Raw genomic sequence first — 25796 nt, forward strand, 5'->3', positions numbered from 1 at the left:
TTCCACCCATTCCAATGCATTGTATCAACAAAGATAATTGATATAGCACAAAATATCAATGTGGTGATAGCCTTTCCCTGCCTTTATAGCGCTGAGCCACTCTACCCCAAATTCAGAAACAATGAAAAAAACTTTTACAAAAAGATTTTTATGGGCACCCCTTTGCCTGCTTTTTACCGCCCTGGTAATAGGCGATCTGGCTGCTCAGGAGGCTTACACGTTAAATGGGCGTGTTACGGATGATACTGGTGAGGCATTGCCCGGTGTTGCAGTATTAGTTCAGGGAACCAGCTCAGGTACAGTGACTGACATTAATGGAGCTTATACGGTCAATGTTACCGGAGATCAGGTTCTTGTTTTCTCCTTCATAGGATACAAGACTACCCAACAACCAATAAATGGAAAGACCCAGCTTGATATAAGTATGGAGGTTGATATTGAAGAACTGGAGGAAATTGTGGTCGTAGGTTATGGTACACAGAAACGATCACATTTGACCGGATCGGTATCAAAGGTAAATAATGAGAATTTAGATCAGATACCTTTGGCAAGGGTGGATGACGCGCTCGTAGGCCAAATTGCAGGTGTAATGGTTTCACAAACCAATCCGGCAGCTGGTGAGGCGCCTGTTCTACGTGTAAGAGGACAAGGGTCAATTTCTTATGATTCTGATCCTTTAATCGTATTGGATGGGATCGCTGTGGGAAATGACAGTGATTTTCTTTCCAGTCTGGACATGAATGACGTAGAGTCTGTAGAAGTGCTTAAAGATGCTTCTTCATCCGCTATATATGGCTCCCGGGGAGCTAATGGTGTGATTATGATAACGACCAAACAAGGTAAGGAAGGTCCTACAAGGTTTTCCTATAATGGCTACGTTGGATTTAAGTCGGTCCCTGACAATGACTTACTTCCCCAACTCGATGATTGGTATGATTTTGTGAGGGCTAATAATGGAGGTGAGCTTACTGAACGGGCACAATACATTCAAGAATTGGGTACACGAACAGATTGGCAGGATGTAATGATGGATGGAGGAACCATTACCAGTCATGCTCTGTCAGCCAGAGGGGGTACTGAAAATACCAAATATACCGCTGCACTTAGTTATTTGAACGATGAAGGAGTTTTGCTTACAGATAATTTTGAAAAGATCAATTTCCGTTTGAATGTGAATACCAAGGTGAATGATAAAGTAGAATTTGGCCTCAATCTAAACCCTTCACATACAGAGCAGCGAAGGTTCCCCATAGGAGTGCATGACGCCATTCGTCAGGGCCCCTGGCTGCCATTGTACCTGGACGAAAATAATTTCCAATATGTTAATTTAGATCCTACCAGACCTAATTATGGTGACGCAGAATACCTGTTTTCAAATGCGGCTATTGGTGGGTATGCCATGGAGCGCTTTTTCGATGATTATGATTTGGTTAATGGTCAATCGGTCAATGACGGTGGAACGGATATCTCTGCTACTTCAAATCAAAATGCTTTGGCCAAAGTTTTGGAGCGTGATCAGCGTAGATTCCAAACCATGTTATATGCCAACACCTTTGTCAAGGTAAATATTAATGATGATCTATTCTTTAGACAGACTTTTGGGGGTGATTTCAGGTATATAAGAAATACTAATTGGACCGGAGTTTTGGCGTCAAGAAATGGTCCGGGCGATTCTGAATCCACACGAACGACTAACCTTCGAATGCACGCTGTTTCTGAGAGTACCATTAATTATTCCAAGAACATCGGGAATCATTCCGTGAGCGCTGTTGCCGGATTTGCCTATGAACATTGGCAATATGAGGAATCGGAATTAGAAGCGGCTGGCTTTGATAATGATTTTATCCAAACGATTCCAGAGGCTAATCAAAACGGTGGTTTTAGCTTAGAAGCGGAAGAGATCCTGGTTTCTTATTTGGCAAGAGTGAACTATGCTTATGATAATAAGTACCTGTTTTCTTTTAGCGCCAGACGGGATGGAAGCTCTAAATTTGGGCTGAATACGAAGTTTGGATTCTTTCCTGCTGCTTCTGTGGGTTGGAACCTGACCGAGGAATCTTTCCTTTCTGGTAATAAAATTGTTCAGGACCTTAAGCTTCGTATGAGTTATGGGGAAACCGGTAACAATAACGGGATAGGTCAATATGGTCACTTTGGACTTATTTCTCCTGTAGGTACCGGTTTTGGTTCTACTGGATTCAATGCAGACAACATTCGAAATCCGGATCTTGGATGGGAAAAACTAGTGGAAATTAACCCGGGAATAGATGCTTCTTTCCTATCCGGACGTCTGAATTTTTCCGTTGACTACTACAAAAGAACCAGTAAAGATCTGCTATTGGATTTACCTATACCCTCAGTCACCGGCTTTACGACAGCATTGGTCAATAGGGGGGAGGTAGAAAATGAGGGAGTCGAGATCGAGTTATCCAGCATGAATTATTCATCCAATAACCTGACATGGACTACCACGGCTAATCTCTCTCGTAACAAGAATACTCTTACGGACTTTGCCGGAGCCAGTGGCTTGATAACTACTGTCGATAATAAAAGAGCATTGGAGTGGATAGCCTTAGAAGGAAATCCTGTTTCATCATTTTACGGATATGTAATGGATGACAGCAGGCAAATTGATCCCCAGTTTATCAATAACCCACTTTACCCTATAGGCGGTCAGACGCAAGATGTTTATGTGAAAGACCTGGATGGAAATGGTGTAATAGACTCCAATGACAGGACAATATTAGGTTCACCCTACCCGGATGTGGTTTGGAGTGTAATCAACAACCTGAAGTTTAAAAATTTTGATTTAAGCTTTATGTTCCAGGGCTCACATGGCGCTGAGGTGAGGAATATAATTTCTGAATACGTTTTTAACGAGTTCGCCAGTGCCCAGGATTATACAGGTAGTTTCCCCGATGCGGATCTGGTTAGAAGAAGAATTAACACAGACGACGATATTCAGGATGCCTCTTATGTGGTGCTAAGGAACCTTAATATAGGTTACAGAATTCCCGAAAGTTTTCTCAGCCCGGCGGGAATAAGAAGTGCAAGAGTATATGTGGCTGCTCAGAACCTCCTTTATATCATGGCAGATGGGTACCAGGGATATAATCCTGAAGGGATTGACCGTGCTTTAGACAGTCCTCTGACTTACGGGTATCAAAGAGGCCCGGCACCAATCTATAGGTCTTTTTCTGTGGGTGTAAATATTGAATTCTAATACAATGGAACTTATTAAAAAAATAACAAAACTACTTACGCTGTTGCTTTTGGCATTGGCCTTGGCAAGTTGCGGTGAAGATACATTGGAGCTAACACCTATTTCAGCCATTGCCGATGAAGAATTCTACCAAAATGATGATGATTTGGCGTTAGCAACATTGGCGATCTATGATGGGCTTCAAGCTGTGCCCTTACGTGAATTTGCGCTTACAGAAATGAGATCAGATAATGCGGAAACCAACATTGGTGAAGGGGAATGGGCGGAATTCGAGACTTTAAATGTACAGACTACTAACGGAGCAGTGGCTACCTATTGGGCTGATAACTATAATGTGATTTTCAGGGCCAATGTCGTTCTGGAAAACCTCGATGTGATGACAGATGAAGCTTTGAAAAGTCAATTTGAAGGAGAAGCAAAGTTTGCACGTGCCCTGGCTCATTTCAATTTGGTGCGAGCTTTTGGTGCTGTCCCTTTGGTAGATAGGGTCTTATTATTGACAGATACAGAGCATTTTGGCCGAGATGAAATTGCAGAAGTGTATAGTGCGATCACTGCTGACCTTATAGACGCCGCAGCTTTGCTCCCGTCCAAGGGTGGGATAGAGTTTGGTCGTGCGACTTCCGGTGCTGCTCAGGCTCTTTTAGCAAAAGTGTATTTGACCACTGACAACCATTCATTAGCAGAACCCTTACTCGCCGCGTTGATAGCTGATCCAAATTACCGACTAGTCGAAAAATACAGAGATGTGTTCTACGATGAGCAAAACAGTGAGATCATCTTTGCTATTCCATACATTGATAATAATGCCATTGAAAGTCAGGATTTTTCATTTGAAATGTCTGGAGGAGGAACCGCCAGTGGGTTAAATTATTTAACGGATGACTTCCTTTCCTCCATGACCCCTTCGGATACAGCCCGAAATGCAGTTCTTAGTAATCCGGATAATCAAAAGACAACAGGTAAGTTCCTTAATGAAGGAAGCAACGCAAGGCTGGCTGGTAACGATTGGATCGTTCTCCGGTTAGCGGATGTCTATTTGATGCATGTCGAAGCTATTATGAATGGTGCCGGCTCTACACAAAGTATTGCAGCCATTGAATCTTACAATGCCGTTCGCGATCGTGTAGGTTTAAGCGAGCTGCTTACGGATGGCAGTGAGACCATTACCTTAGAAATGTTGCTGAATGAGCGAAGATTTGAATTGGGATTCGAAAATCATCGCCTGTACGATTTAGTTCGTACCGGGCAAGCTATGACTGTCCTGACTGCTTTTGCGGATGCCGAAGGTTATAATTTTAACGCTGATGATCTTTTATTGCCTATACCTCAAAATGAAAGAAATGTGAGTGAAGGGCTTCTTAGCCAAAATCCAGGATATCAACAATGAGGCAATAAGTGGACATTTCCGCATCATGGTTAAAAACAGAATTATGAAAAACCTGGTATATAATCTTTTTGCAAAGACAGGCGTTCCGGCATTCACTCTTATCCGGCACGACTTTCTGGCAGCAAATTATATGACCAAAGAAGGTGAAGGTGCTTTTGCCGATGTGAAATACCATGATCCGGAAGTGTCCCATCCTTAAATCTCAACTATACAATGCGATACATAGCGATCATATTAATACTTCTGATAATAACCCACGCCGGGTTTTCTCAAGATCATCCTTCCATTATTCTTACCAAAGGGGGAGTAGAAGAGATAAAAAGGCAGCGAGAGAAACTACCTATCATGGATCAGTCGTTTAACCAGGTTGAGAAAGAGGTAAAGGAAGCTATGAAAAATGGGATACAGGTTCCTTTACCTAAAGATTTGGCGGGTGGCTATTCTCATGAACAACATAAGCGTAATTTCTTTGCGCTTCAGAAGGCGGGAGTGCTTTTTCAGTTGACAGAAGATGAACGTTATGCTGTTTTTATACGAGATGTTTTGTTAGAATATGCGAGGTTATTTCCTGGTATCGACAGGCACCCCGCTACACGTTCTTATGCGCCGGGAAAGTTTTTCTGGCAATGCCTGAACGACGCCAACTGGTTGGTGTATGTAAGCCAGGCGTATGATTGCATTTATGATTGGCTGGACCCTAAAGTGAGGAAAAAACTGAATAAGCAGCTTTTTAGACCATATGCCGACTTTCTATCCAATGAAACACCGCAGTTTTTTAACCGAATACATAATCATAGTACCTGGGGTAATGCTGCTGTGGGTATGATTGGTCTTGTAATGGATGACGAGGAATTGGTACAACGTGCGTTATATGGCGCTTCAAATGCAGTTTCTTCCAACCTTAAAAAAGACAATGATGGAGGGACCATTGATTTGTCCGGAAAAAAAGAAGCTGGCTTTCTGGCCCAGATCGATCATGCTTTTTCACCCGATGGCTACTATACGGAAGGACCGTACTATCAACGTTACGCAATGTATCCATTTCTGATCTTTGCTCAGGCATTGCAAAACAAAAAACCGGACTTAAAAATATTTGATTACAAACAGGGAGTGTTGATAAAGGGCGTATATGCTTTGCTTAATCAAACAAACGCTGCCGGTGAGTTCTTCCCACTTAATGATGCGCAAAAAGGCATGTCATTTCTATCCCGGGAACTCGTGACAGCAGTAAACATAGCTTATCATTTCGGAGCGCAGGATATGTCCTTGTTGAGCATTGTTCAACAGCAAGGCAGGGTGCCTCTCAATGATACAGGGTTAAGTACTGCCCGTGCTTTGACTTCAGGTAAGGTTGCTTCATTTACTAAAAAAAGCCTGGAGTTAAAGGACGGTGCAAGTGGTACTGAAGGAGGTATAGGTATTTTAAGAAGCAGGGCAGCGGAAAATGATTTTGCTCTGGTTATGAAATATTCGAAACATGGTATGGGGCATGGGCATTTTGATAGGCTTTCCCTCACTTTTTACCAGGGGGAAGATGAGGTTTACCAGGACTATGGTGCGGCCCGATGGGTGAACATAGAGCAAAAGGATGGTGGCGGATACCTGAAAGAAAATACCACCTGGGCCAAGCAGACCATTGCGCATAATACTGTGACAGTAAATCAAAAATCGCAATTCAATGCTAACGTTGGTTTGGCAGACGAGCATCACCCAACCCCTTATTTGTTTGATACTGCCAATCCCGAAATGCAGGTAGTAAGTGCGAAAGAAAGTATCGCTTATTCAGGCATAGAATTTCATAGAACTACAGCGTTAATTGAAAATGATCTGTTTAGCAATCCGGTCTTATTGGATTTCTTTCGGGTCACCTCAGATAGTGAGAACGCTACTTATGACCTGCCCTTTTACTTTCAGGGAGAAGTTATGAAAACCAACTTTACGGTAGAGCAGCCTCCTTATGTCAAAAGTTTAGCTAAGGGCCATGGCTATCAGCATTTAGGTGTTGAAGCGATAGGTCAGACCAGTTCCGGTAATGCAGTATTGAATTGGCTATATAAGGGTCACTTTCACACTCTAACGGCGGTGACAGGGAACCAGGATAGCCTGATTTTTGGACGGATCGGTAAAGCCGACCCTTCTTTTAACTTACGTCGGGACCCTGTATTTATGCTTAGAAAAAGTAATGTCAAAAACGCTTTTTTTGCTTCGGTTACAGAGTCACATGGCAAATATTCGACAGTAACAGAAATAGCTACCGAGGCTTATGGAAATGTAAAAGCATTAGAGGTATTAAGGAATGATGCGAACTATTCCGTTCTGCAGGTAATCACTAAAAATGACAAGCGAATGGTGTTTGCGTTGTGTAATGATAATAATGAGCCAATGGCCCGGCACAGCGTGACCCTTGATAATGAGACGTTGCAATGGGAGGGGCCCGTTGCACTAATTCAGCGAAAATTAATGAACTGACAAATGATGGAAAAATTAAAAGCAAGTGAAGAATTTTTATTCGGAAACCAACTAAAATGGGAAGAGGTAGGTCCGGGCCTGAAAAGGCAGATCATGGGATATGATGATAAGATCCTGATGGCAAGAGTGCTATTTGAAGAAGGTGCTGTAGGTACTGTTCATGAACATTTTCATAGCCAGGCGACGTATGTGGTTAGTGGAAGGTTTGAACTGCAGGTGGGCGAAGAGAAGAAAGAGATCGGCCCTGGCGATGGTTTTTACATTCCGCCAAATGTTGCACATGGGGCAATATGCCTGGAAAAAGGAGAATTAATTGATGTTTTCAGCCCGATAAGGGAAGACTTTTTTGAAACCGTATAAAATGAAGGTTAAAGGACTACGCTGGATTATTATTGGGCTTATTTGCCTGGCTACCGTCATCAATTATATTGACCGGTCAGCTTTGGGTATTATGTGGCCCAGTATATCCGAAGATGTTGGGATGACCAAAAGTGATTATGCCCTCATCTTAAATATTTTTATGGTGGCCTACGCTGTTGGGCAATCTGTATCAGGACGCATGTTTGATAAGATTGGTACACGTATGGGGTTCGTCATTTCAATTACTGTGTGGGGGATAGCTACTATTCTTCACTCAGCAGCACGAAACTTATTGACATTCAGTGTTTTTCGTGCATTGTTAGGGTTGGGAGAAGCAGGCAACTGGCCTGGTGCAGTAAAGAGTAATGCTGAGTGGTTTCCGTTAAAAGAACGTGCCATGGCTCAGGGTATATTTAATTCCGGTGCTGCTCTGGGTTCTGTCGTTGCTCCACCGCTCATAGCGATCTTATGGGCAGCTTTTGGATGGAAAATGACCTTCATACTGGTAGGTGTCCTGGGGCTCCTGTGGGTGATCCCCTGGATCTTGATCAATAAGGCTTTGCCTGCCAAACACCCCTGGATCACTGAGGAGGAAAAACAGCATATTTTGGGAGAATCGGAAGAAAAAGAAACTACCGAACCTTCACAAAGCCTGAGTATGTCACAGATCCTTAGTCATCGGGCATCTTGGGCAGTATTAGTATCACGTTTTTTTGTAGAACCTATATGGTGGCTGTTTGTAGGCTGGATGCCTATTTATCTGGCCGATCAATATGGTTTCAATGTAAAAGAGATTGGCTTTTTCGCGTGGGTGCCCTATGTTGGCGCAGCGTTGGGAAGTCTTTCGGGAGGGTATTATGCCGGTGAGCAAATGCGTAAAGGAGCTACAGTGGATAAGGCTAGGAAACGTACTATTAGCATTGGCGGACTGATTATGTTTTTAGGATTAGTAGCTACTGTGCTTTTTGCAGATACAGCCCTGGTCTTTGTGATCATAGTCGCTTTTGTATTGTACGGATTCCAGTTCGTTATCAGTAATATACAGACCATCCCCAGTGATCTTTTTCAAGGGCCTTCTGTGGGTTCTCTGGCAGGATTGGGAGGTACTGTAGGCGTATTTTCTGTGATTATCATGAACTTTTTGGTTCCGGTGATTTCAGCTTATTCCTATGTGCCCATATTTTTGATGATAGCAGCTTTTGTGCCTTTAGGAGTGGGTTCGATCTATTGGTTGGCTAAAGAAATTAAACCCATTAAATAATAAGTATAACATTTAATTAAGTCCATAAAAACAAGTAAACAATGCTTTTAAAAAACAAAGTGGCCATAGTCGCTGGTGGTGCCAGAGATATTGGCAAGGCAGTTTCTAAGAAATTAGCCTGTGAGGGAGCCAAAGTAGTTATTAATTACTTTGATAATGAAGATCAGGCCAGAGAGACGCTTCAGGAGATTCAAGATGAAGGAGGAGATGCCATGATTGTACAGGGAGATATGACGAAGAAATCAGATGTAGATAATTTGATCAGTGAAGCCATTAAAAAGTATGGTAATGAGATCAATGTATTAGTCAATGTAGTGGGAGGTCTGGTGGCCCGAAAGAAACTGGAAGAGATGGAAGAAGATTTCTTCGATAAGGTGATAAAACTTAATTTGAACAGTGTCTTCTTAACCATGCAGGCTACTGTACCACATATGCCGGAAGGGTCTTCTATTGTAAATTTTGCTTCTCAGGCCGGACGGGACGGCGGCGGCCCCGGGGCTTCTGCTTATGCCACGTCAAAGGGAGCTGTGATGACATTTACCCGGTCCATGGCCAAAGAGTTAGGACCCAAAAACATACGTGTTAACGCACTGTGTCCGGGTATGATCGCTACCACCTTCCATGATGTATTTACAAAAGATCAGGTACGTCAGAATGTGGCGAATGGTACTCCGCTAAAAAGAGAGGGTACTGCACAGGAGGTAGCTAACCTGGTGGCATGTTTAGCTTCTTATGAGACATCTTTTGTAACAGGAACAAATATAGATATCAACGGAGGTCTGGCTTTTTCGTAACTTAACGGTATGAAGATCATTACATTTGGAGAACTTCTCATGCGTCTTACACCTCCTGGCTATGGCAGGTTTGAGCAAACCAGTAGCTACCAGGTAAATTATGGGGGCGCAGAGGCCAATACTTCCATTACACTAGCCCAATTTGGACATGATGTAGATTTTGTAAGTGTGCTTCCTGATACGGATATTGGGAAAGGTGCACTTAGAGAGATGAAAAAGTGGGGGGTGAATACCTCCCACATTCAGCGTCATGGCCAAAAAATGGGACTGTATTTCATGGAAAAAGGAGTTTCCATTCGTGGTGGTAACGTTATTTATGATAGAGAAAGATCTTCTTTTAGCGATATTAATGCGGATACTTTTGCCTGGGATGAAATTCTCAGCGATGCTGACTGGTTCCACTGGACCGGTATTACACCCGGGCTATCTGCGGGAGCAGCTGAAGCCTGTAAGAAAGCTATTGAAGTAGCGCACAAGCATAATGTCACAGTGTCCTGCGATCTCAACTACCGGAGAAAATTATGGAACTATGGAGTCGCTCCTTTGGAAGTAATGCCGGAACTCATTGGAGGCTGTGACATTGTATTGGCCAACGAGCATGATGTGGCGAATTACCTTGGGATCGTACCAGGTAAAGAGGATTATAAACGACTGGACCGTTTTGAAGAAAGAAGTTATGCCTTTGTCAGTAAAATGTTGATGGATAAATTTCCCCAGGTAGGTAAGGTGATCAGTACGTTGAGGCAAACCATCAGTGCTACACACAATTTATGGTCTGGTGTAGTTTATGATGGATCAGATTTTACATACGGACCAGTTTTCGATATCAATAACATTGTAGACCGTATAGGAGGAGGGGATTCATTCATGGGTGCCTTTATTCATGGAGCGTCTCGATTTGAAGAAGATAAAAAAGCCCTTGAATTCGCATTGGCTGCATCTAGTTTAAAACTCACTATCCCGGGAGATTACAATATACTTTCTGAAAAGGAAGTAATGAACTTCCTGTCGCAAAATGGCAAAGGAGAGATGAACAGGTAACGGTGAAAACCTGGCACTGACTTAGTACAAGTCGAAGATCTTTTTTTAAGCACCATCCGGGCCCCGGTGCTTCACAGGTATTGAAAGAAATACCATTCTATTGCCTTGTAATATTTAAAAGCTTAGGACTATCCATTGGACAGACCCGGGCACCCTATTGTAGTAATTAATCCAATTCCAAACTAAACCTAATTATTATGACAAACCAACAAATTTCAGAAAGGAGTGGAGGCCACTGTTTTCTACGGGCATTGCACTATACAATGACCTTTTTAATTCTTGCTTTTTTTGCAGCATGTACGGAAGAAAATAGTGTAGACCCTATGGTTCAAAATGCTCCGGAGGATGTTCCGGAAATAACGTCGAAGACCAACATCAATGCAAGGTCGGCGGCAGTATTGGCCGTTTCCAGTGTTTCTGCCAGTTCGCATGACGGAAATGTACCGCAAAATACGCTGGATGGCAATTTTTCCACACGATGGTCTGCCAACGGAGCCGGGCAGTACATTACTTTCGACCTGGGGTCATCCAAGACCGTGGGTAGCATGAAAGTAGCCTGGCACAAGGGAGATCAACGAGTAGCTGACTTTAAGATCAGAGTAGGTAATTCCACTTCCAGCATGAGTACGGTCTTTGATGGATTGAGTAGCGGGAATACAACTTCACTGGAGAGCTATGATTTCAATGATGTATCCGTCAGATATGTACGAATTACTGGGTTTGGGAACACCTCGAATACCTGGAATAGTATTGCGGAAGTGGAGATCTTAGGCAGTGATGGTACCGGTGGTGGTGGCGGTACTACAGGTTATCCCAGCAGCTTGCTCAATCTCAGTGCCTGGTCATTGACCTTGCCTATTCCTGAAAACAATGATCCTAACAATCCAAAAGATATCTACCAGCCCGCATTGAATACGTTTCAACACAGTACTTACTTTCGTTTGAACAGTGCTGGCAATGCGGTAGTGTTCAGAGCACATGCAGGGGGTACCACTACACCAGGGTCAAGCTATCCCAGGTCAGAGTTGAGAGAAATGCAACCCGGCTACTCAGGAAATAACCCTAAGGCAAGTTGGTCTACGAATTCCGGCAGACATACGATGTATATCCGGCAGGCTATCACCCATGTGCCGCCGGTTAAAAAACACGTAGTGGCAGGTCAGATCCATGATGGCGGTGATGATGTTATCGTCTTTCGGTTAGAGAATAAAAAGCTTTTCATAGACCTGAACGGAAATGATGGCCCCGTTTTAGACAGCAATTACAATTTAGGAGAAATATTCGAGGTGAAATTTGTAGCGCATGATGGCGTGATTGATGTTTATTATGGCAATATGAACAGCGTATTCTGGACGTATGATGAGCCGGAAGCCAATACTTCAGGTTGTTACTTTAAAGCAGGCTGTTATACACAGTCTAATACGGATAGGGGTGACGCAGCGAGCGCATATGGTCAGGTGCTGATCTATGATCTCTCCATTTCGCATAATTAGATTTTGCCGTATGACCACATTAAATGTTACTGGTTTTTAGCTCCGGACCAGTAACAGGATCAAACCCACCCTAATTAAACTTACGCCCTTGCGAAGTTTTGGGTGGGTTTTTGTTTGGAGTCCCAATGGTCAATTATCGAGATCAGCTTTTAACTTACTGGAGTAAAACACGAAATTTTATTTGTGACGTTTTATGCCGGAATTTTTATAACTACGTAAAATGGGCAATTTCGATAAGCATAAGACCGGCATGACTCAAAGTGGAGCACTTAGAAAACCAAGATCTTTTTTCAGCAGATAGGTTTGGCCGGAAGTAAAAGAGAACTCAATGAACTTTTTAGAAATACGAAAGCTATCCACCGGGACAGGGCAGTAGAATGAATAGTTTTCGATGAATCGCTGTGATTTTCTCAATGTATGATTTCCTGATAGCGCTGTGGTCAGTGATAGGGCTGCATTTGCCGTTACCTGGAGCTTTTCCGGAAGCACCTGTAATTCATTGTCAGAATGATTGACTATTTTAAACTTCAGATGTAGTGTATCCCGCCACAGATAGGCATGAAGTTGTAGATTAACTCCTGCCAGGGCGAGCTCATTTTCGTCAACATATACAAAATCCGACTTCCCAAGTTGCTCTTGATAAGCCTGTTGCACTTGCTTGTCTAATCGAGGTTTGAAAAACCGTATGTGCGGTTCTAAGGCATGATGTTGCCGGTAGTTTTCCCATACAGTATCGGCTAACTCAAAATGCAAAGCTGCTGTAATGGACCGAAGTTTTAAGCTAAGCGTATAAGACTTATTTAAATCACCTTTTAAACCCGTCTTCATGAATAATTTACGATTATGGGTAGGTTGAAATTGAAGACGGAGCTTTTGAATGTTACCGGATGTTATAGCAGAGTCATTCAAAGGATCACTAAAATTGCCCTCTGGCGTCTGTAGCGTGATTTCAATATCCTCCGAAGTTATTGACTTCTCTTCGTTATACGCAAGAAATAAGCCTGCCATCATTTTTCCGTCATCCGATGAAGCCAATAGCTGACCTTTGATAAACAAGCCCTTTACACTGTCTTTGCTTTTAAGCGTATAGCATATGTCAAAATCAGAGTGTTCACCTTTTTGCCCGGAGAAAAATGTATTGGCTTGCTCTTCATAACGGACAGTACAGCTAAAGAGCATCAGGAAATAAATGAGGAAGGGTAAAAGTTTTAACATACCTGTAAATCAGTAAAATACCCCGGCAAAACCAAAGAAGAATTGCCGGGACATATGTCAACAGTAAGTACGTCTCGTTACTTCGGAGACCAGATAGAATAGCTGTTCGGTGGGCATTGGATCTTTACCCAGGTGTCTCCCTGCGTAGCAGGCTCCCAGTTGGAGTTACCGGTGAAATCTTTGATCACCGTATTAGACCAGTTGGTGGGTATCCATCTTTCTACCCAGCCATTGGAGTCATTCAGGTAAACCACTAATCCTGGAGAGCCATTCCTTCTTGCGATGTACTCGTCATTATCTGTATAAAGTATGGAAGTATTGCCCACGGCTTTATTTCGATGGATCCAGATCAGGTTATCCAGTTTGGCTTTATCCAGCCATTCCTCATAGTCACGATAAAATACAGTAGGATATCCCTCGTGTGTCATAATGTAAGCATAGGCATGCATCTTGTCCCAGATGATGTCCGTATCATGGTTGGCTACAAAAGTTACCGCCTTTGCAGGATCACGTTTCCACAGCATGTCATCGTTTAGCTTGTTCAGGTTGTTCCCGTCGAAAGCTTCATCCATTTTGTAATAAGCAGCGAAATCAAAGGCAGAAGACTTGCGGTCTGTGCTGTTTACCCAGTTCTGCAGCAATCCGGCGTTTCCATCCCAGTATTCACCTACGGAAAAGCCACCTACTTCATTCACCCAGTCACGTACTACCCAGCCGCCAAAACCTTTTACGTAGTCGAAACGCCAGCCATCAAAGCCCATCGTATTCTTGTAATATTTGCCCATACTGTCACTGCGCTTCCACAGCCAGTCCTGTACATAGGGCACAGAATGGCTCACGTCCGGAAAGCCACCGAATATGCCTTCATCTGAATTTCGGATGTTATTGGGGTGGAAATCACCATATGACCGAAAAAACTTCCCTGATGCCGGGTTATAGTCGGTATACGTATTGGCTCCTGCGTACGGGTTCCATTCCAGATCGCCACCACTATTGTGATTGATCACCACATCAGCGTATACGTCAATGTTGAACCCGTGTGCCGTACTAATGAGGCTTTGCAACTCTGTTTTGGAGCCAAAACGGGTTTCGGTAGAACCTTGCTGGTTGTAATCCCCAAAATCCCAGTAATCGAACGGATCATATCCCATTGAAAAAGGACCATTTTGGGCTTTGGAGACGGGAGGGAGCCAAATGGCTGAAAAGCCGGCAGCATCCCAGGCAGCAAGTTTACTGGTAACCGTATTATACCACGTGCCTCCTGCGGGCACGTCCCAGTAAAAGGCCTGCATCATCACGCCGCCTCCCGGCCCCGGTAGCCTGCCGACGGCACTTCCCGGATGGGAAACCTCCTCTTCAGGAGTAACTTGGATCACCTGATTTTCAGGCTGGACCTGTGGCTCACTACAAGCCACAAGCAGTGCCATGACACCGAAGTGCCAATGGCGGTGTAGTTTGGATTTTAACATAACAATTAGGTTTAGATTGGACTCACAATTTCGAAAGAGTAGCTCTTAAATACCGGGTTAGGTAAGGATAAATGGCTTTAAGAAAATGGAAACGTGTGTGCAACCGTTTGCGAGGATTGTTGCAGGGTTTGGATGTAAGATTAAAGCGCTAAGTACTTTGAAGAGAAGGACCAGTAGCCTCAGATATGGGATCAGTAGTTTAGCTGGTAAGCTAATCATCCCACAGCGTTAAGTTATCCCGTGATCATCGATCAAAAAGGGTGTCTATACGTAATTGTCCTGTGGAGATCGGGTAGACACTTTACTTCCTTCCTGGATTTATAGCAGTGTAAGTGTCTATCCACTAAACTGACTTAATTTTTTCACTGCAAAGGCGCAGAGAGAACAAAAGAAACCAGCCTACCAAAACCTATAAAGAGTGGTTTCTTTAACCGTTTAATGTGTTACTTCTAACTGATAAAATTTCACAACGGCCTTTGAGCCAGGTTCTTTGGTTTGCAGGTAATTACCTGCATTGAAATAATTTTCAAAGGGCCATTTTCTGGTACTTGTATCTCTGTAAACGATGGGCTTCAGATCATTTAAGTGTACTTCTACCCGGCCATCGGACACCACTATTTTAATATTCGCTTTCTCGAATGATACGGTGCCTTTAAAGTATCTACCCGAATCATCCTTCCAGGCACTTTTTTCCAGTAAATCATTTCCTGAAGTGCTTTCGTCTTCGAGTACTTTCCGCTGGATCCTGATCCGTTCATTCTGCCAATAGACTTTTAATAGCGGCATAGAAATGCTTTTTTCTCTATCCATTTTCTCATTCTGTTCTTTTGTGCTTCTACCCTGGACTTCGAAAAGAAGAGTTCTGTGATATTTTTTGGAAGTTTCCTTTGACATTTCAGTGACCTGGAATTCTGCCGTAAGTGTGCCTCCTTCCTGCATGGTCCAGTTTTTACTGCTTGAACCCGGTTCCATTTGCTCTCGCAGGGTATTTTTAGTGTACTTTGCCTTTGATTTTCCAGGGCTGGGATAGGCTTCCATCACCAGGCTTCCGTTCGTTGGGTCCAGGTAAAAGAAGGGTTTGGCAAACTTGTCTTTCTGAAAGTTTGAGAGCTTCCATTCTGATGCCGTGTATCCGGTAGGTAACTCAAGTTTCCAATGCGAAAGGTCGATTTCTCCCGCTTTCTGACCAAACGTCAGAAGGGGTAACAATAACAATACGGTAATTCTTATCAATGTCATGTTTAATGTTTTACTTCCAATGAATAATATTTCACATAAGCGTGTGATCCTGACTCTTTGGATTGAAAATAATTGCCTGCTTTAAAATAATTTTCAAATACTCCCCATTTTTGCATATGTATATCGTTATATACAAAAGTTTCCTTATCGTTCAATGATACTTCCATACGCCCCTCACTTACTTTTATTTCCAGGGTAAACTTGTCCGTTCCCACTATTTCCTTGAAATTTCTGCCTTTATCATCCCCCCAGGCCTTTTCATGTAAAATTTCAGGTTCCGATGCGTTCGTGTCTTTGAGTACCTTGGTTTTAACTCTTATTTTACCCTCATCCCAGTAGATCTTTAAAATAGGCGGGGCGTTGTTATCGTCTTCCCCGATGAGGTCTCTTTGTTCATTGGTAAGACGACCGTGAATTTGCATAATGATCACCTGGTGATAATTTCCCACCGCGTCTTGTGTTACCTCCGGTACCGACAAGGTCCCTCTCATGATACCCCCGTCAGCAAAAGTCCAATTCGTAGAGTTCTTACCGGGTACCATCTGTTCTCTCAGCTCTGTTCTTGAGTAAGAAGAATTCCTGGTGGAAGAAGCAGGGTATGCGTAGAATACGAGGGCCCCGTCCTTTGGGTCTTTGAAAAAGAAGGGTTTTAATGCTTCGTTATTCTGATAGTCTAAGATCTCCGGTGGAGACACTTCTGTGGGTCTTCCTGTTGGTATGGTTACTTTCCAATGGTTCAAGTCAATGCCCTGCCCCATAGCTGTACTCAGGCTTATTGAAATAAAAGCGAAAAACACATATGAGCGTTTAATCATGGCTAACCTCCAGTTCATAATACTTTACTTTCGCAGAAGCTCCTTCATCTTTTGTGACGAGATAGTTTCCTGCTTTAAAATAATTTTCAAAAACGCCCCACTTTTGCATGTGAATGTCATCGTAAACAAAGGTTTCCGCATCGTTTAACGTCACTTCCATCTTGCCTTCTGAGACCACCACTTCAAGCGTGAATTTTCCGGTACCTACCTCTTCAGAAAAGCTCTTGCCCTTGTCGTCTCCCCAGGCGTTGGTAAACAGGATCTCAGTGTTTGACGCATTTAAGTCTTTTAACACTTTGGTTTTTACCCGCACAAAACCGTTGACCCAATAGATCTTTAATACAGGCGGAGCATTGTTATCATCTTCACCGATCAGGTCCCTTTGGGCATTGGTCAACCGGCCATGTATTTGCATAATGATGACTCTATGCGGTTTTCCGTCTTCATCCGTCGAAATTTCAGGAACAGCCAGCGTACCTCTCATGCTACCCCCTTGGGCGAATGTCCAATTGGTGCTGTTACTCCCCGGCACCATCTGTTCCCGAAGCTCGGTCCTGGAAAAAGAGGAGTTCGCGGTGGAAGCCCCTGGATAAGTATAGAAAACGATAGATGTATCCGAAGAGTCGTTGTACATAAATGGAATTAACGTTTCATTAGTAGCATAATCGAGAATTTCAGGAGGTTCTACCTCTAGCGGCTTGCCATCTGACCGGGGTATGGGCAAGGTCACTTTCCAGTTATTAAGGTCAATATTAGTGAAGCTACGATCGGTGTTTGGCTTTTCGACCTCGTCGTCCGGTTTAGGTGAATCAATACGCTCGAGGGGAGTATCGGAAGAATCACTATCGCAGCTAAAGCATAGCAACGATATCATCAAACAGAAGGTAAAAACACTGAATAAGCCAGGTGCCTTACTTCGAATTTTTAACATCCATGAATTGTTTTTCATAACACAAACTAGTTTACCAGTAACTGGTCGACCAATTTATGAATGATTTCAATAAATACAAATGATTAAAGTCATTTTCTCGAAAACGTTTGCTGGAAATCAAGCTATTGGGAATCATCAGGCTAGGGTGTATTGGTTTATTGTTTCGGGTTTGTAGGTTCACATTAGCATCTTAATGCAAGCTGGCCAGAGGCCTCAGTAATATCTATCACTCGCCTAAGAGGCAAGCGATTGTTATGCTTTTTTGAGCGTGGAAGTGACTGAGAAGAGTACAATCTTTCCGTTCATTACAGCGAAAACTATGTACATGAAGTTTTCGTTAGTATTTCATATATTTGTACCATATTGGTACGCAAAATTTACAACATTATGTTAGTGATAAGCAGCAGGGAATTTAGACAGAACCAGAAGAAATACTTTGAAAGAGCGGATAAAGGAGAGCATATTATCGTTCAAAGGGGAAAAGACAAAGCCTACGCTTTAACTCCAGTAAGCGAGGATGATATGTACTTCAATGCTGAAATGGTCGATAAAATCAGGCAGAGCATTTTAGAAGTCCGGCGAGGGGAAGTTCAAAAGGTATCCACTTCTAAGGAAATCAGTGACTTATTGGGTCTATGAGTTATACGTTAGAGTTCTCTAAAACGGCTTTAGAAGATATTGAAAAACATAAGAAATCAGGAGACAAATCTACACTCAGGAAAATTGAAAAATTGCTCAATGAACTGATGGAGCACCCTACCACGGGAACCGGGCAACCTGAAATGCTGAAACACGATCTCGCAGGGTTGTACTCTCGCCGGATCAATAGAAGACATAGATTAATTTACTCCATCAAAGAGCAGATCGTTACTGTATACGTGTTGAGTGCCTGGTCGCATTACGGAGATAAATAGCTATGTTTCATTCCACGCAAAACTCGTCACTCTCAAGCTGTTCAGATATCCGGGTGATCACTATTGAATAGGTCTCAGGCCGGGATGACTTATATAAAAGAGAAAATAATGAAAGGTATGGTGTGGGTATGGGTTTTACAAGCTTTCGAGTTGAGTTATTGAAGAATGTCTAAGGTATACTCAGCCCGTACTTTATTAGTTATTAGTATCACGGGATTGTCATTAAAAAGCATATAGACATCTGTATTACTTCAGCAATCAGCACCTTAATGCAAACCGGTAAGGAGGCCTAAGTGATACCTATCATTCTCCCAAAAGAGGCAAGCGATTGTTGTTATGCTTTTTTGAACATACAAGTGACTTAAGAAGTCAATATTGGTCAATTTGTCATTATCATTTTCCTTGACCTTACGAGATGGCGGAATAAAATCATAGGATGACCGACAGGGTGATTCGTTGTTGCAGGCTAATAATGTAAGTAACAAAAAAACAAAGAAAAAAAAAGAGGCCGTCTCAAAAGTGATTGAGGCGGTCTTTTTACTTTTTTTACCATAAAAAGAAGGTGCCTTTTGAGACACCCTCAATTTTTATCAAACTGAAATAGTCACCAAAAATGAATGGTCCATCGACCCTATTAATTTTCGGCTATTGAAAAGGTATCAGCATAACCCACGGCCGCACCGGTATTCGTGATGTAGATGGCTATGGTCGTATTAGCCCCCGAGTTAAATGGAATATCAACAGAAGTAAAATCCCCCCTACCAGTACCATTTTCGCCGATATGAGAGGCAATGGTAGCGCCACTAATAGCTGCTGGATCATTAACCTGACCAGCAAGTACTGCTACCAAAACAGAAATACCAGGGCCTTGACTTTCAATGGAATATTTGTAAGAAAGTATGTAGTCTGTATTTGCTTCTACGGTTATTTCCTGATAAGCAATTCGATCATTGGATGTTGGGAATTTGGCAGCGCCACCACCATCAAAGTCACTACTACTTGACACCTGGATAACTCCTCCTAAATCACCGTTTCTCCACGGGCCTTTTGTATCTTCATTATTACCTAAATCAAATCCAGGGGCCAATATTACCGGAACAAAACCTTCTGCAACGATTATGTCCTCGGAGGCTTCACTGGTTATACCGGAAATACCCGTAGCAGTAAGTGTAACTTTATATGTACCAGCTTCCGGGAAAGTATAAGTAGGTGATACCTCAGTAGAAAGGAAACCATCTCCAAAATTCCATAAAAAGCTTTCTGCATCTGTGGAAGTATTCGTAAAGGATACCTGCAAAAAGTTATCCGGGTCCTGAACGTATTCAAAGGATGCTGCGACAGGGTCGGGGATCACTACATCCAGTTTGAAGGTGTCCGTGGTAAAAAACCTGCTTTCAGCCACTAACGTTACGGTATAGGTGTCTATCCCGGGGAATTCATGCACTGGATTTTCTTCCTGAGAGAGCTCAGACCCGTCCCCAAAATCCCAAACATAATTGGCTGCATTTAAAGAACTATTAGAGAACTCATACTGAAGTATGTTACTTGCACTGGGTTCTGCTGTAAAGGCAGCTGTAGGAGGGATAAAATCTGCTTGTGTGATTTCAATAGTAAAGTCATCCAATCTTGCTACATCAGACTGTCTGTTAAAAAAGTAAATCGCAATTTCATCGCTATCTCCCGAATTGAAGGTAACAGACCCGGGAACAAAAGTAGAGGGGTCTTCTTGATTGGTTCCTGTGAATGATCCTATTGTTGCCGCTTTTGCCTCTTCTTCCGAACTAACGGGGCCACTTAAAACGGATACCGTTACAAAACCTCCGGGTTTATTATCCTCCAGGTTGTAAAAGAAGCTCAACCTGTAGTCTTGTGCAGTATCCACTTGTACCAGTTGATACCCAATTCGTTCACTGGTCTCGGTACCCGGTAACTTTACCGATTGTAATCCACTATGGACATTGTTATTTGGCTGTGTCGGATCAGACCTCTTTGAAATCTGTACAATACCTCCCAAATCCCCATTAAGCCAACAGTCACGTCCGTCACTTCTGCCTTCTCCATTATCACAACCCCCAGCACCGGGACTCAAAGGTTCAAAGCCAGACTCGAAAATGATCGGCTGGAACGGCCCTTCGGCAACCTCAATGTCCCGAAGCAGGGTATCTACAACACCTAGCTTGTCGGAAGAGATCAACCTAATGGTATAGGTGCCAAACTCGCCGTACGTATTTACAGGGTCCGCTTCCATGGAGGTGTTTCCATCCCCGAAATCCCATTCGAAATTAACGGCACTTTGCGATTCATTCGTAAAAGTTACCATCAACTGATTTTCTGCATCTTGTCGAAACGAAAACCCGGATTCAGGTGGAGTCAAATCCGCGATACTCCCCACATCGGGCAAGTCTGTTTCACAACGCATCAACGATGCTGCCACTACTAAAACTGCGCAGTATAACGAGACGAGTTTTAATTTTCTGCCAAAATTTTTCATAATATACAATTTAATTGCTGTAGCCTGGATTTTGAGTTAATACACCTCTTGAGAGGTTACGCTCATTCTGAGGTATTGGAAGAAGAAGGTCCGTACTTGTAAAAGAAGCTCCGATTTCCAACGCGTGCTCAGAAAGGACTTCTACTTCCGCACCAAATCGGAAGAGATCAAAGAACCGGTGGTTCTCATAAGCCAGCTCCATTCTTCGCTCTTCCAAAAGATCACTTTTACTGATAGAGTTTACGGGAGTGGTGAAGCCGGCCCTGTTGCGTACACTATTATACGCGTCAAGTGCTAAGGCATCACCCGTAGTTTGATTTACGCCCATTACTGCTTCTGCATACATCAACAGTACATCAGCATATCTCAAAACGATCCAATCATTTCCGGATTGTTCTAGTATCGAACCGTTGGGCAGGTATTTTGTGACAAAAAATGTCCCCGGATCATTACTGGATTCCGTAAAAAGGGCCCGGACGGTTTCACCTCTTTCGAAATATTTATTCCGGATATTTTCGGTGGTGAAATTGAAAAACCTAAACCCCTTATCCGTCCATTCTCTACTGTAGTTTTGGCTTGTTTCCGGGTTGTCTTCTACGTAGTTAATCGCAAAGATCACCTCGGAGTTTCCAGTACCGTCGTTTACTTCATTGTAAAAAACATCGCTGTAATTAGCCTCTAAGCTAAATTCTCCCGAATTAATGATCTCTTCACACAATAACCTTGCGGCAGTGTAGTTATTACCTGCATCCGTATCTTCCGCCCCTGCCAGCGTTAAATGCACTTTTGCCAGCAAAGCTTGAGCGGCTGCTTTAGAAGCCCTTGTACGATGGGTATTATCCAGGTTTTTTACTGCAATTTCGAGGTCTTCGATGATTTGATCGTAAATAATACTTTTTTCAATCCGTGTAAAGGAGATCTCCTCTTCCTGGGGTGTTATGACGCGCAATGGCATAGGAACGTCACCGAATAAGCGAACCAATTGAAAATAAACGTAGGCCCTCGCAAATTTAGCTTCACCTTCAAAGGCACCCCTTCTGTCGTCACTGGCAGCATCTAGGTTATCCAACACCAAATGTGTTCGGAAAATGATGTTATACATACTCTCATAGTAATTCCGCACGACAAAGTTTTCAATGTTTACGGCGTACACCTCGAACTGCTGGAAGTCTGAATCTTCATTACCTCCATTTTTAGACTGTGTGTTGTCCGTACGCATCTCCGTAAGGATAAATTCTATTTGCGTAGCTCTTAAATCACTAAAACTCGTACTATTTTCACCTTGTAACCCGTCATAGATACTTAGTATGCCATTCTCAAGTTCGTCATCATTCGTATAGTAAGAATCACCACTTACAAATGAAATAGGATCCGGCTCGAAGTAATCGTCGCATGAAAAGGCTGCGAGAAGTAGTAAGAAAGATAATTTGATATGAATATTTTTCATGATACTGATCCGTTAAAAATTAATATTGACTCCCAGTACAACCTTTCGTGCAATAGGAGCGCCACCCCTGTTGTAACCATAGGTTAAGGCGTTAAAATCACCCGACTGTCTAATGGTTTCCGGGTTGAAGCCAGTGTAATCACTGGAAGTTAAGAACAACAAATTAGTACCGGATACATATACCCGGGCAGATTTTAGTCCTAAATTTTCCATAACACCAGAAGGTAAGGTATACCCTATGTTCAGATTTCTTAAGGCTATGTAAGAAGCGTCTTGTACAATGGCATTGGTTTGGATCTTAGGTCGGACAAAACCGAAATTCGGAGTAGTGTTAGGGTTTGCCTCCATATCAGATCCACTCCAACCAAAGACATCAAAATCTCCAATGTTTCGAATTTCCGCTCCATGACTACCTTGCCACATGAAAGAAATGTCAAAATTATTGATGACTATTTCGTTGGAAATACTCCAGATAAAATCCGGGTAAGGGTTGCCCAGGATAGTCCTGTCATTATCATCAATGAGACCATCTCCATTCAAATCCTTCACATAAGTCACCTCGTTTTGCCCACCAATAAAATCGAAAGGTCGTTGGATGAATTCCAAAGGAACGGCTTCATCTACCACAAATCCATAAAAGTTTGAAATTGGATCGCCTACACTCATCAGCCATTCAGACCCTGATCGGCTACCGTCATCAGGAGATAGAATAGTACCATTGGCGTCCGCAAAATTGGTTAATGTATTTTTATTGGCCGATCCGATGAAAGTAGTATTCCAGCTGAACCCATCCGTATTTATATTGTTCGTGCGTACTTCAAACTCTACCCCTTCATTCTTTACCTCTCCGATATTAATAAGTCCTCCATCAAAACCTGTTGTTGCAGATACAGGCACATTTAACAAAAGGTCGTCACTCGTTCTTTGGTAATATTCCAGACTACCGGTGATCCTGTTATCGAAAAGTCCAAAATCAATACCAGGATTGATCTCAATAGACCGCTCCCATCTGAGGTCAGGGTTGGCAATGTTCAGTGCTCGAAACGCCTGGCCGATCTCATTTCCTTCCGCGACCGGTGTTGCTAAAAAGATGGACTGGTGAGCATACCATTCCTCTACATTGTTAATCAAGTTCACATTGTCGTTTCCTGTTACCCCGTAACTTGCTCTTAACTTAAGATTACTGAGAATAGACGAACCGGAAAGAAAATCTTCTTCAGAAATTCTCCAACCCAATGAGAAAGCAGGGAAAGTTCCGAATCGGGTATCAGGGCCAAAGATGGAGCTACCGTCGCGTCTTACACTAACGGAAGCCAGGTATCTGTCGAGAAATGCATAATTAACCCTACCGATAAAAGATAGGAGCCTGCGTTCTCTCTGGTAAGTGTTGCCGCCAACGAGCGCTACGGATGCTCCCCCCTCAATTCTGGGTATATTATCGTTAGAGAAACCTCTTGCCTCAGTTTCTGTCACCCGGTCTATTTCCTGTTCGCCGGAAATACCTATCGTCGCATTGATTTCATGATCGGCCACTCGCTTTGAATAGTTCACCAAAAAGTTTTGAACCAACCTGAATCGGCTTTGGTTGAATTCACGTGCTAACGCGTCCGAAGGGTCGATAGAATGCTGCAAGCCCTCATACCGTGTTCTCAGCACATCCTGAAAACTTATCGTGGCATTTGCATCTATATTAAAGTCGTTGTTGATCTTATACTTAGCGCCTAAGCTGGAAAAGACCTGGAAACGTCTGTCAATGATCTCCTGCTCCAGTACCCTGGCAACGGGGTTCACCTGGTTGGTATTACTTACGCCGCCCAGATCAATAGAATCTTGAAATATATAGTTGTTGAAATGCACCTGTCTGACATAATCGCCGACCTCCAGGTCAGGAAAACTCGCTATATCAACAAATTGTAGTGAGTGCTCGGTATGAAAAGTAGGGATATAGGGTTCTTGCCTGAATACTTCTCGCGTAGCATCCGGAAACCTCTTCCTGATAGTGTATGAAGGGTTAACATTCAGGGAGAACGAGAACTTGTCGGAAACTTTCGTGTTTACCCTCGCTTTAAAGTTGGCTTTTTTGAAGTCATCGGTCAGCATAACACCTTCATCGTGAAGATAACTTAAAGAAGTACTGAATTTTGTCCGGTCGTTTCCGCCACGCGCGCTGATGGAATGACTATTTACAAAACCACCATCAAAAAAAACATCCTGCCAATCTCTTGATCCGATTAATTGCTTGAATTGTGTACGGGGCGTGACCACTCCATTATTATTAGCGATTTCAAATGCAATCTGATCTTCCACAGAGTTGTCATAAGCATCGCTTCTGATAGCTTCCTGATACCCTGTGAACCCATTGTAAGTAAACTTGGTGGGACCTTCCTTTCCTTGTTTTGTGGTGATCATGATGACCCCGTTAGCCCCCCTTGAACCGAATATAGAGGCAGAAGCAGCATCTTTCAATACCTCAAAAGATTCGATATCGTTCATGTCTATATTTCCAAAAAACTCAGAATCAACAGGAGCGCCGTCAATCACCAGCAAGGGCCCTGAGCCAGCATTAATAGACCCAACACCTCTTACCAAAATAGTGGGATCTCCTCCTATACCGTCTTCAGAGGTCGTAGAAATTTGTACGCCTGATATTTGTCCGACTAGTGCATCATCTACACGCGCAAAAGGAAGTTGGTCCAGATTTTCATTGGTTACTTTTGAGATCGCCCCGGTCAAATGTGATTTCTTTTGTGTACCATACCCTATGACCACTACTTCTGACAGCTCGGTAATGTCTAATTCCATGGTAACATTAAAGGTTGTTCGGCCACTTACAGGAATTACCTGGGTTTTAAAGCCTACAAAAGAAAGGATCAAAACAGCATCCGGATCTACTTCCAATGAAAAGTAACCATCTACATTTGTAATCGTTCCCTGGGTAGTGTTTTCTACTTTTACAGTCACGCCGGGGAGTGATTCTCCATCATCCGAAACAATGGTTCCAGTCACCACTTTGCTTTGAGCACTTACATCAAGGCCATGAATTATTAGTGCAAAGAAGACAATCAACGAACCGAGTGCCTTTCTTTTTATTTTAAACATTTGTAAAATGTTTTTCATTTTTAAAGATTTTGTTGGATTAATTTCTTTTTTACATGAAGGAATATTTAGATTGATCATTGATTTTCAGAAAATGACTATTTTTGAAAGGTCAAAGAGCATCTGTTAACGCAAGCAATACCGATCT

At 42.9% G+C, this 25796-nt stretch carries 19 protein-coding genes; 11 read left to right on the forward strand and 8 right to left on the reverse strand.

Features of this window, described 5'->3' with window-relative positions:
- Positions 1 to 121 precede the first annotated feature (121 nt).
- From FNH22_RS10175 to FNH22_RS10210, 9 genes are all read left to right on the forward strand, one after another.
- On the forward strand, positions 122 to 3223 hold the full coding sequence (locus FNH22_RS10175; RefSeq protein WP_143398256.1) for a TonB-dependent receptor: 3102 nt from the start codon (positions 122 to 124) through the stop codon (positions 3221 to 3223).
- Between the two features lie 4 nt (positions 3224 to 3227).
- Entirely contained in the window at positions 3228 to 4613 is a 1386-nt protein-coding gene (locus tag FNH22_RS10180) for a RagB/SusD family nutrient uptake outer membrane protein (RefSeq protein WP_143398257.1), read from the forward strand.
- 43 nt (positions 4614 to 4656) lie between these two features.
- Entirely contained in the window at positions 4657 to 4812 is a 156-nt protein-coding gene (locus tag FNH22_RS31975; RefSeq protein WP_185154162.1) for a hypothetical protein, read from the forward strand.
- A 14-nt stretch (positions 4813 to 4826) separates the two neighbouring features.
- Positions 4827 to 7082 (forward strand): heparinase II/III family protein, encoded by a 2256-nt coding sequence (locus FNH22_RS10185; RefSeq protein WP_143398258.1) that lies wholly within the window; start codon positions 4827 to 4829, stop codon positions 7080 to 7082.
- A gap of 3 nt (positions 7083 to 7085) precedes the next feature.
- Positions 7086 to 7442: a cupin domain-containing protein gene (locus tag FNH22_RS10190; RefSeq protein WP_370513177.1), complete on the forward strand. Its 357-nt coding sequence runs from the start codon at positions 7086 to 7088 to the stop codon at positions 7440 to 7442.
- A 1-nt stretch (position 7443) separates the two neighbouring features.
- Positions 7444 to 8703, forward strand: a complete 1260-nt coding sequence (locus FNH22_RS10195) for an MFS transporter (RefSeq protein ID WP_143398259.1) — start codon at positions 7444 to 7446, stop codon at positions 8701 to 8703.
- Positions 8704 to 8744: 41 nt separating this feature from the next.
- Positions 8745 to 9497: an SDR family NAD(P)-dependent oxidoreductase gene (locus tag FNH22_RS10200; RefSeq protein WP_143398260.1), complete on the forward strand. Its 753-nt coding sequence runs from the start codon at positions 8745 to 8747 to the stop codon at positions 9495 to 9497.
- Positions 9498 to 9506: 9 nt separating this feature from the next.
- Complete coding sequence (locus FNH22_RS10205) at positions 9507 to 10538, forward strand: sugar kinase (protein ID WP_143398261.1); 1032 nt, start codon at positions 9507 to 9509, stop codon at positions 10536 to 10538.
- A 197-nt stretch (positions 10539 to 10735) separates the two neighbouring features.
- A complete protein-coding gene (locus tag FNH22_RS10210; RefSeq protein WP_221420249.1) occupies positions 10736 to 12031 on the forward strand; it encodes a polysaccharide lyase family 7 protein in 1296 nt (431 codons plus the stop codon).
- Between the two features lie 255 nt (positions 12032 to 12286).
- On the opposite strand, the gene FNH22_RS10215 is transcribed toward FNH22_RS10210, so the two are convergent.
- From FNH22_RS10215 to FNH22_RS10235, 5 genes are all read right to left on the reverse strand, one after another.
- Complete coding sequence (locus FNH22_RS10215) at positions 12287 to 13246, reverse strand: hypothetical protein (RefSeq protein WP_143398262.1); 960 nt, start codon at positions 13244 to 13246, stop codon at positions 12287 to 12289.
- A gap of 77 nt (positions 13247 to 13323) precedes the next feature.
- Positions 13324 to 14715, reverse strand: coding sequence for an alpha-amylase (locus tag FNH22_RS10220; RefSeq protein WP_255518023.1), 1392 nt, complete (start codon positions 14713 to 14715; stop codon positions 13324 to 13326).
- Positions 14716 to 15150: 435 nt separating this feature from the next.
- On the reverse strand, positions 15151 to 15954 hold the full coding sequence (locus tag FNH22_RS10225; RefSeq protein WP_143398263.1) for a polysaccharide lyase family 7 protein: 804 nt from the start codon (positions 15952 to 15954) through the stop codon (positions 15151 to 15153).
- A 2-nt stretch (positions 15955 to 15956) separates the two neighbouring features.
- On the reverse strand, positions 15957 to 16769 hold the full coding sequence (locus FNH22_RS10230; protein ID WP_221420250.1) for a polysaccharide lyase family 7 protein: 813 nt from the start codon (positions 16767 to 16769) through the stop codon (positions 15957 to 15959).
- A complete protein-coding gene (locus FNH22_RS10235) occupies positions 16762 to 17718 on the reverse strand; it encodes a polysaccharide lyase family 7 protein (RefSeq protein ID WP_221420251.1) in 957 nt (318 codons plus the stop codon). Before FNH22_RS10235 ends, FNH22_RS10230 begins: the two co-directional genes overlap by 8 nt.
- A gap of 369 nt (positions 17719 to 18087) precedes the next feature.
- Here FNH22_RS10235 and FNH22_RS10240 point away from each other — a divergent pair, with 369 nt between their 5' ends.
- Entirely contained in the window at positions 18088 to 18339 is a 252-nt protein-coding gene (locus tag FNH22_RS10240) for a type II toxin-antitoxin system Phd/YefM family antitoxin (protein WP_143398265.1), read from the forward strand.
- Complete coding sequence (locus tag FNH22_RS10245) at positions 18336 to 18614, forward strand: Txe/YoeB family addiction module toxin (protein ID WP_143398266.1); 279 nt, start codon at positions 18336 to 18338, stop codon at positions 18612 to 18614. Before FNH22_RS10240 ends, FNH22_RS10245 begins: the two co-directional genes overlap by 4 nt.
- A gap of 634 nt (positions 18615 to 19248) precedes the next feature.
- On the opposite strand, the gene FNH22_RS10250 is transcribed toward FNH22_RS10245, so the two are convergent.
- Genes FNH22_RS10250 through FNH22_RS10260 form a run of 3 tightly spaced genes read right to left on the reverse strand, consistent with a single transcriptional unit; the run spans position 19249 to position 25669 of the window.
- Positions 19249 to 21105: a PKD domain-containing protein gene (locus FNH22_RS10250; protein ID WP_143398267.1), complete on the reverse strand. Its 1857-nt coding sequence runs from the start codon at positions 21103 to 21105 to the stop codon at positions 19249 to 19251.
- Positions 21106 to 21115: 10 nt separating this feature from the next.
- A complete protein-coding gene (locus FNH22_RS10255) occupies positions 21116 to 22552 on the reverse strand; it encodes a RagB/SusD family nutrient uptake outer membrane protein (protein ID WP_143398268.1) in 1437 nt (478 codons plus the stop codon).
- Positions 22553 to 22564: 12 nt separating this feature from the next.
- Complete coding sequence (locus FNH22_RS10260) at positions 22565 to 25669, reverse strand: TonB-dependent receptor (RefSeq protein ID WP_221420252.1); 3105 nt, start codon at positions 25667 to 25669, stop codon at positions 22565 to 22567.
- Positions 25670 to 25796 lie beyond the last annotated feature (127 nt).

Origin of the sequence: Fulvivirga sp. M361 (assembly GCF_007097395.1) — a bacterium.
In the GTDB taxonomy this organism is placed as follows: Bacteria; Bacteroidota; Bacteroidia; order Cytophagales; family Cyclobacteriaceae; genus Fulvivirga.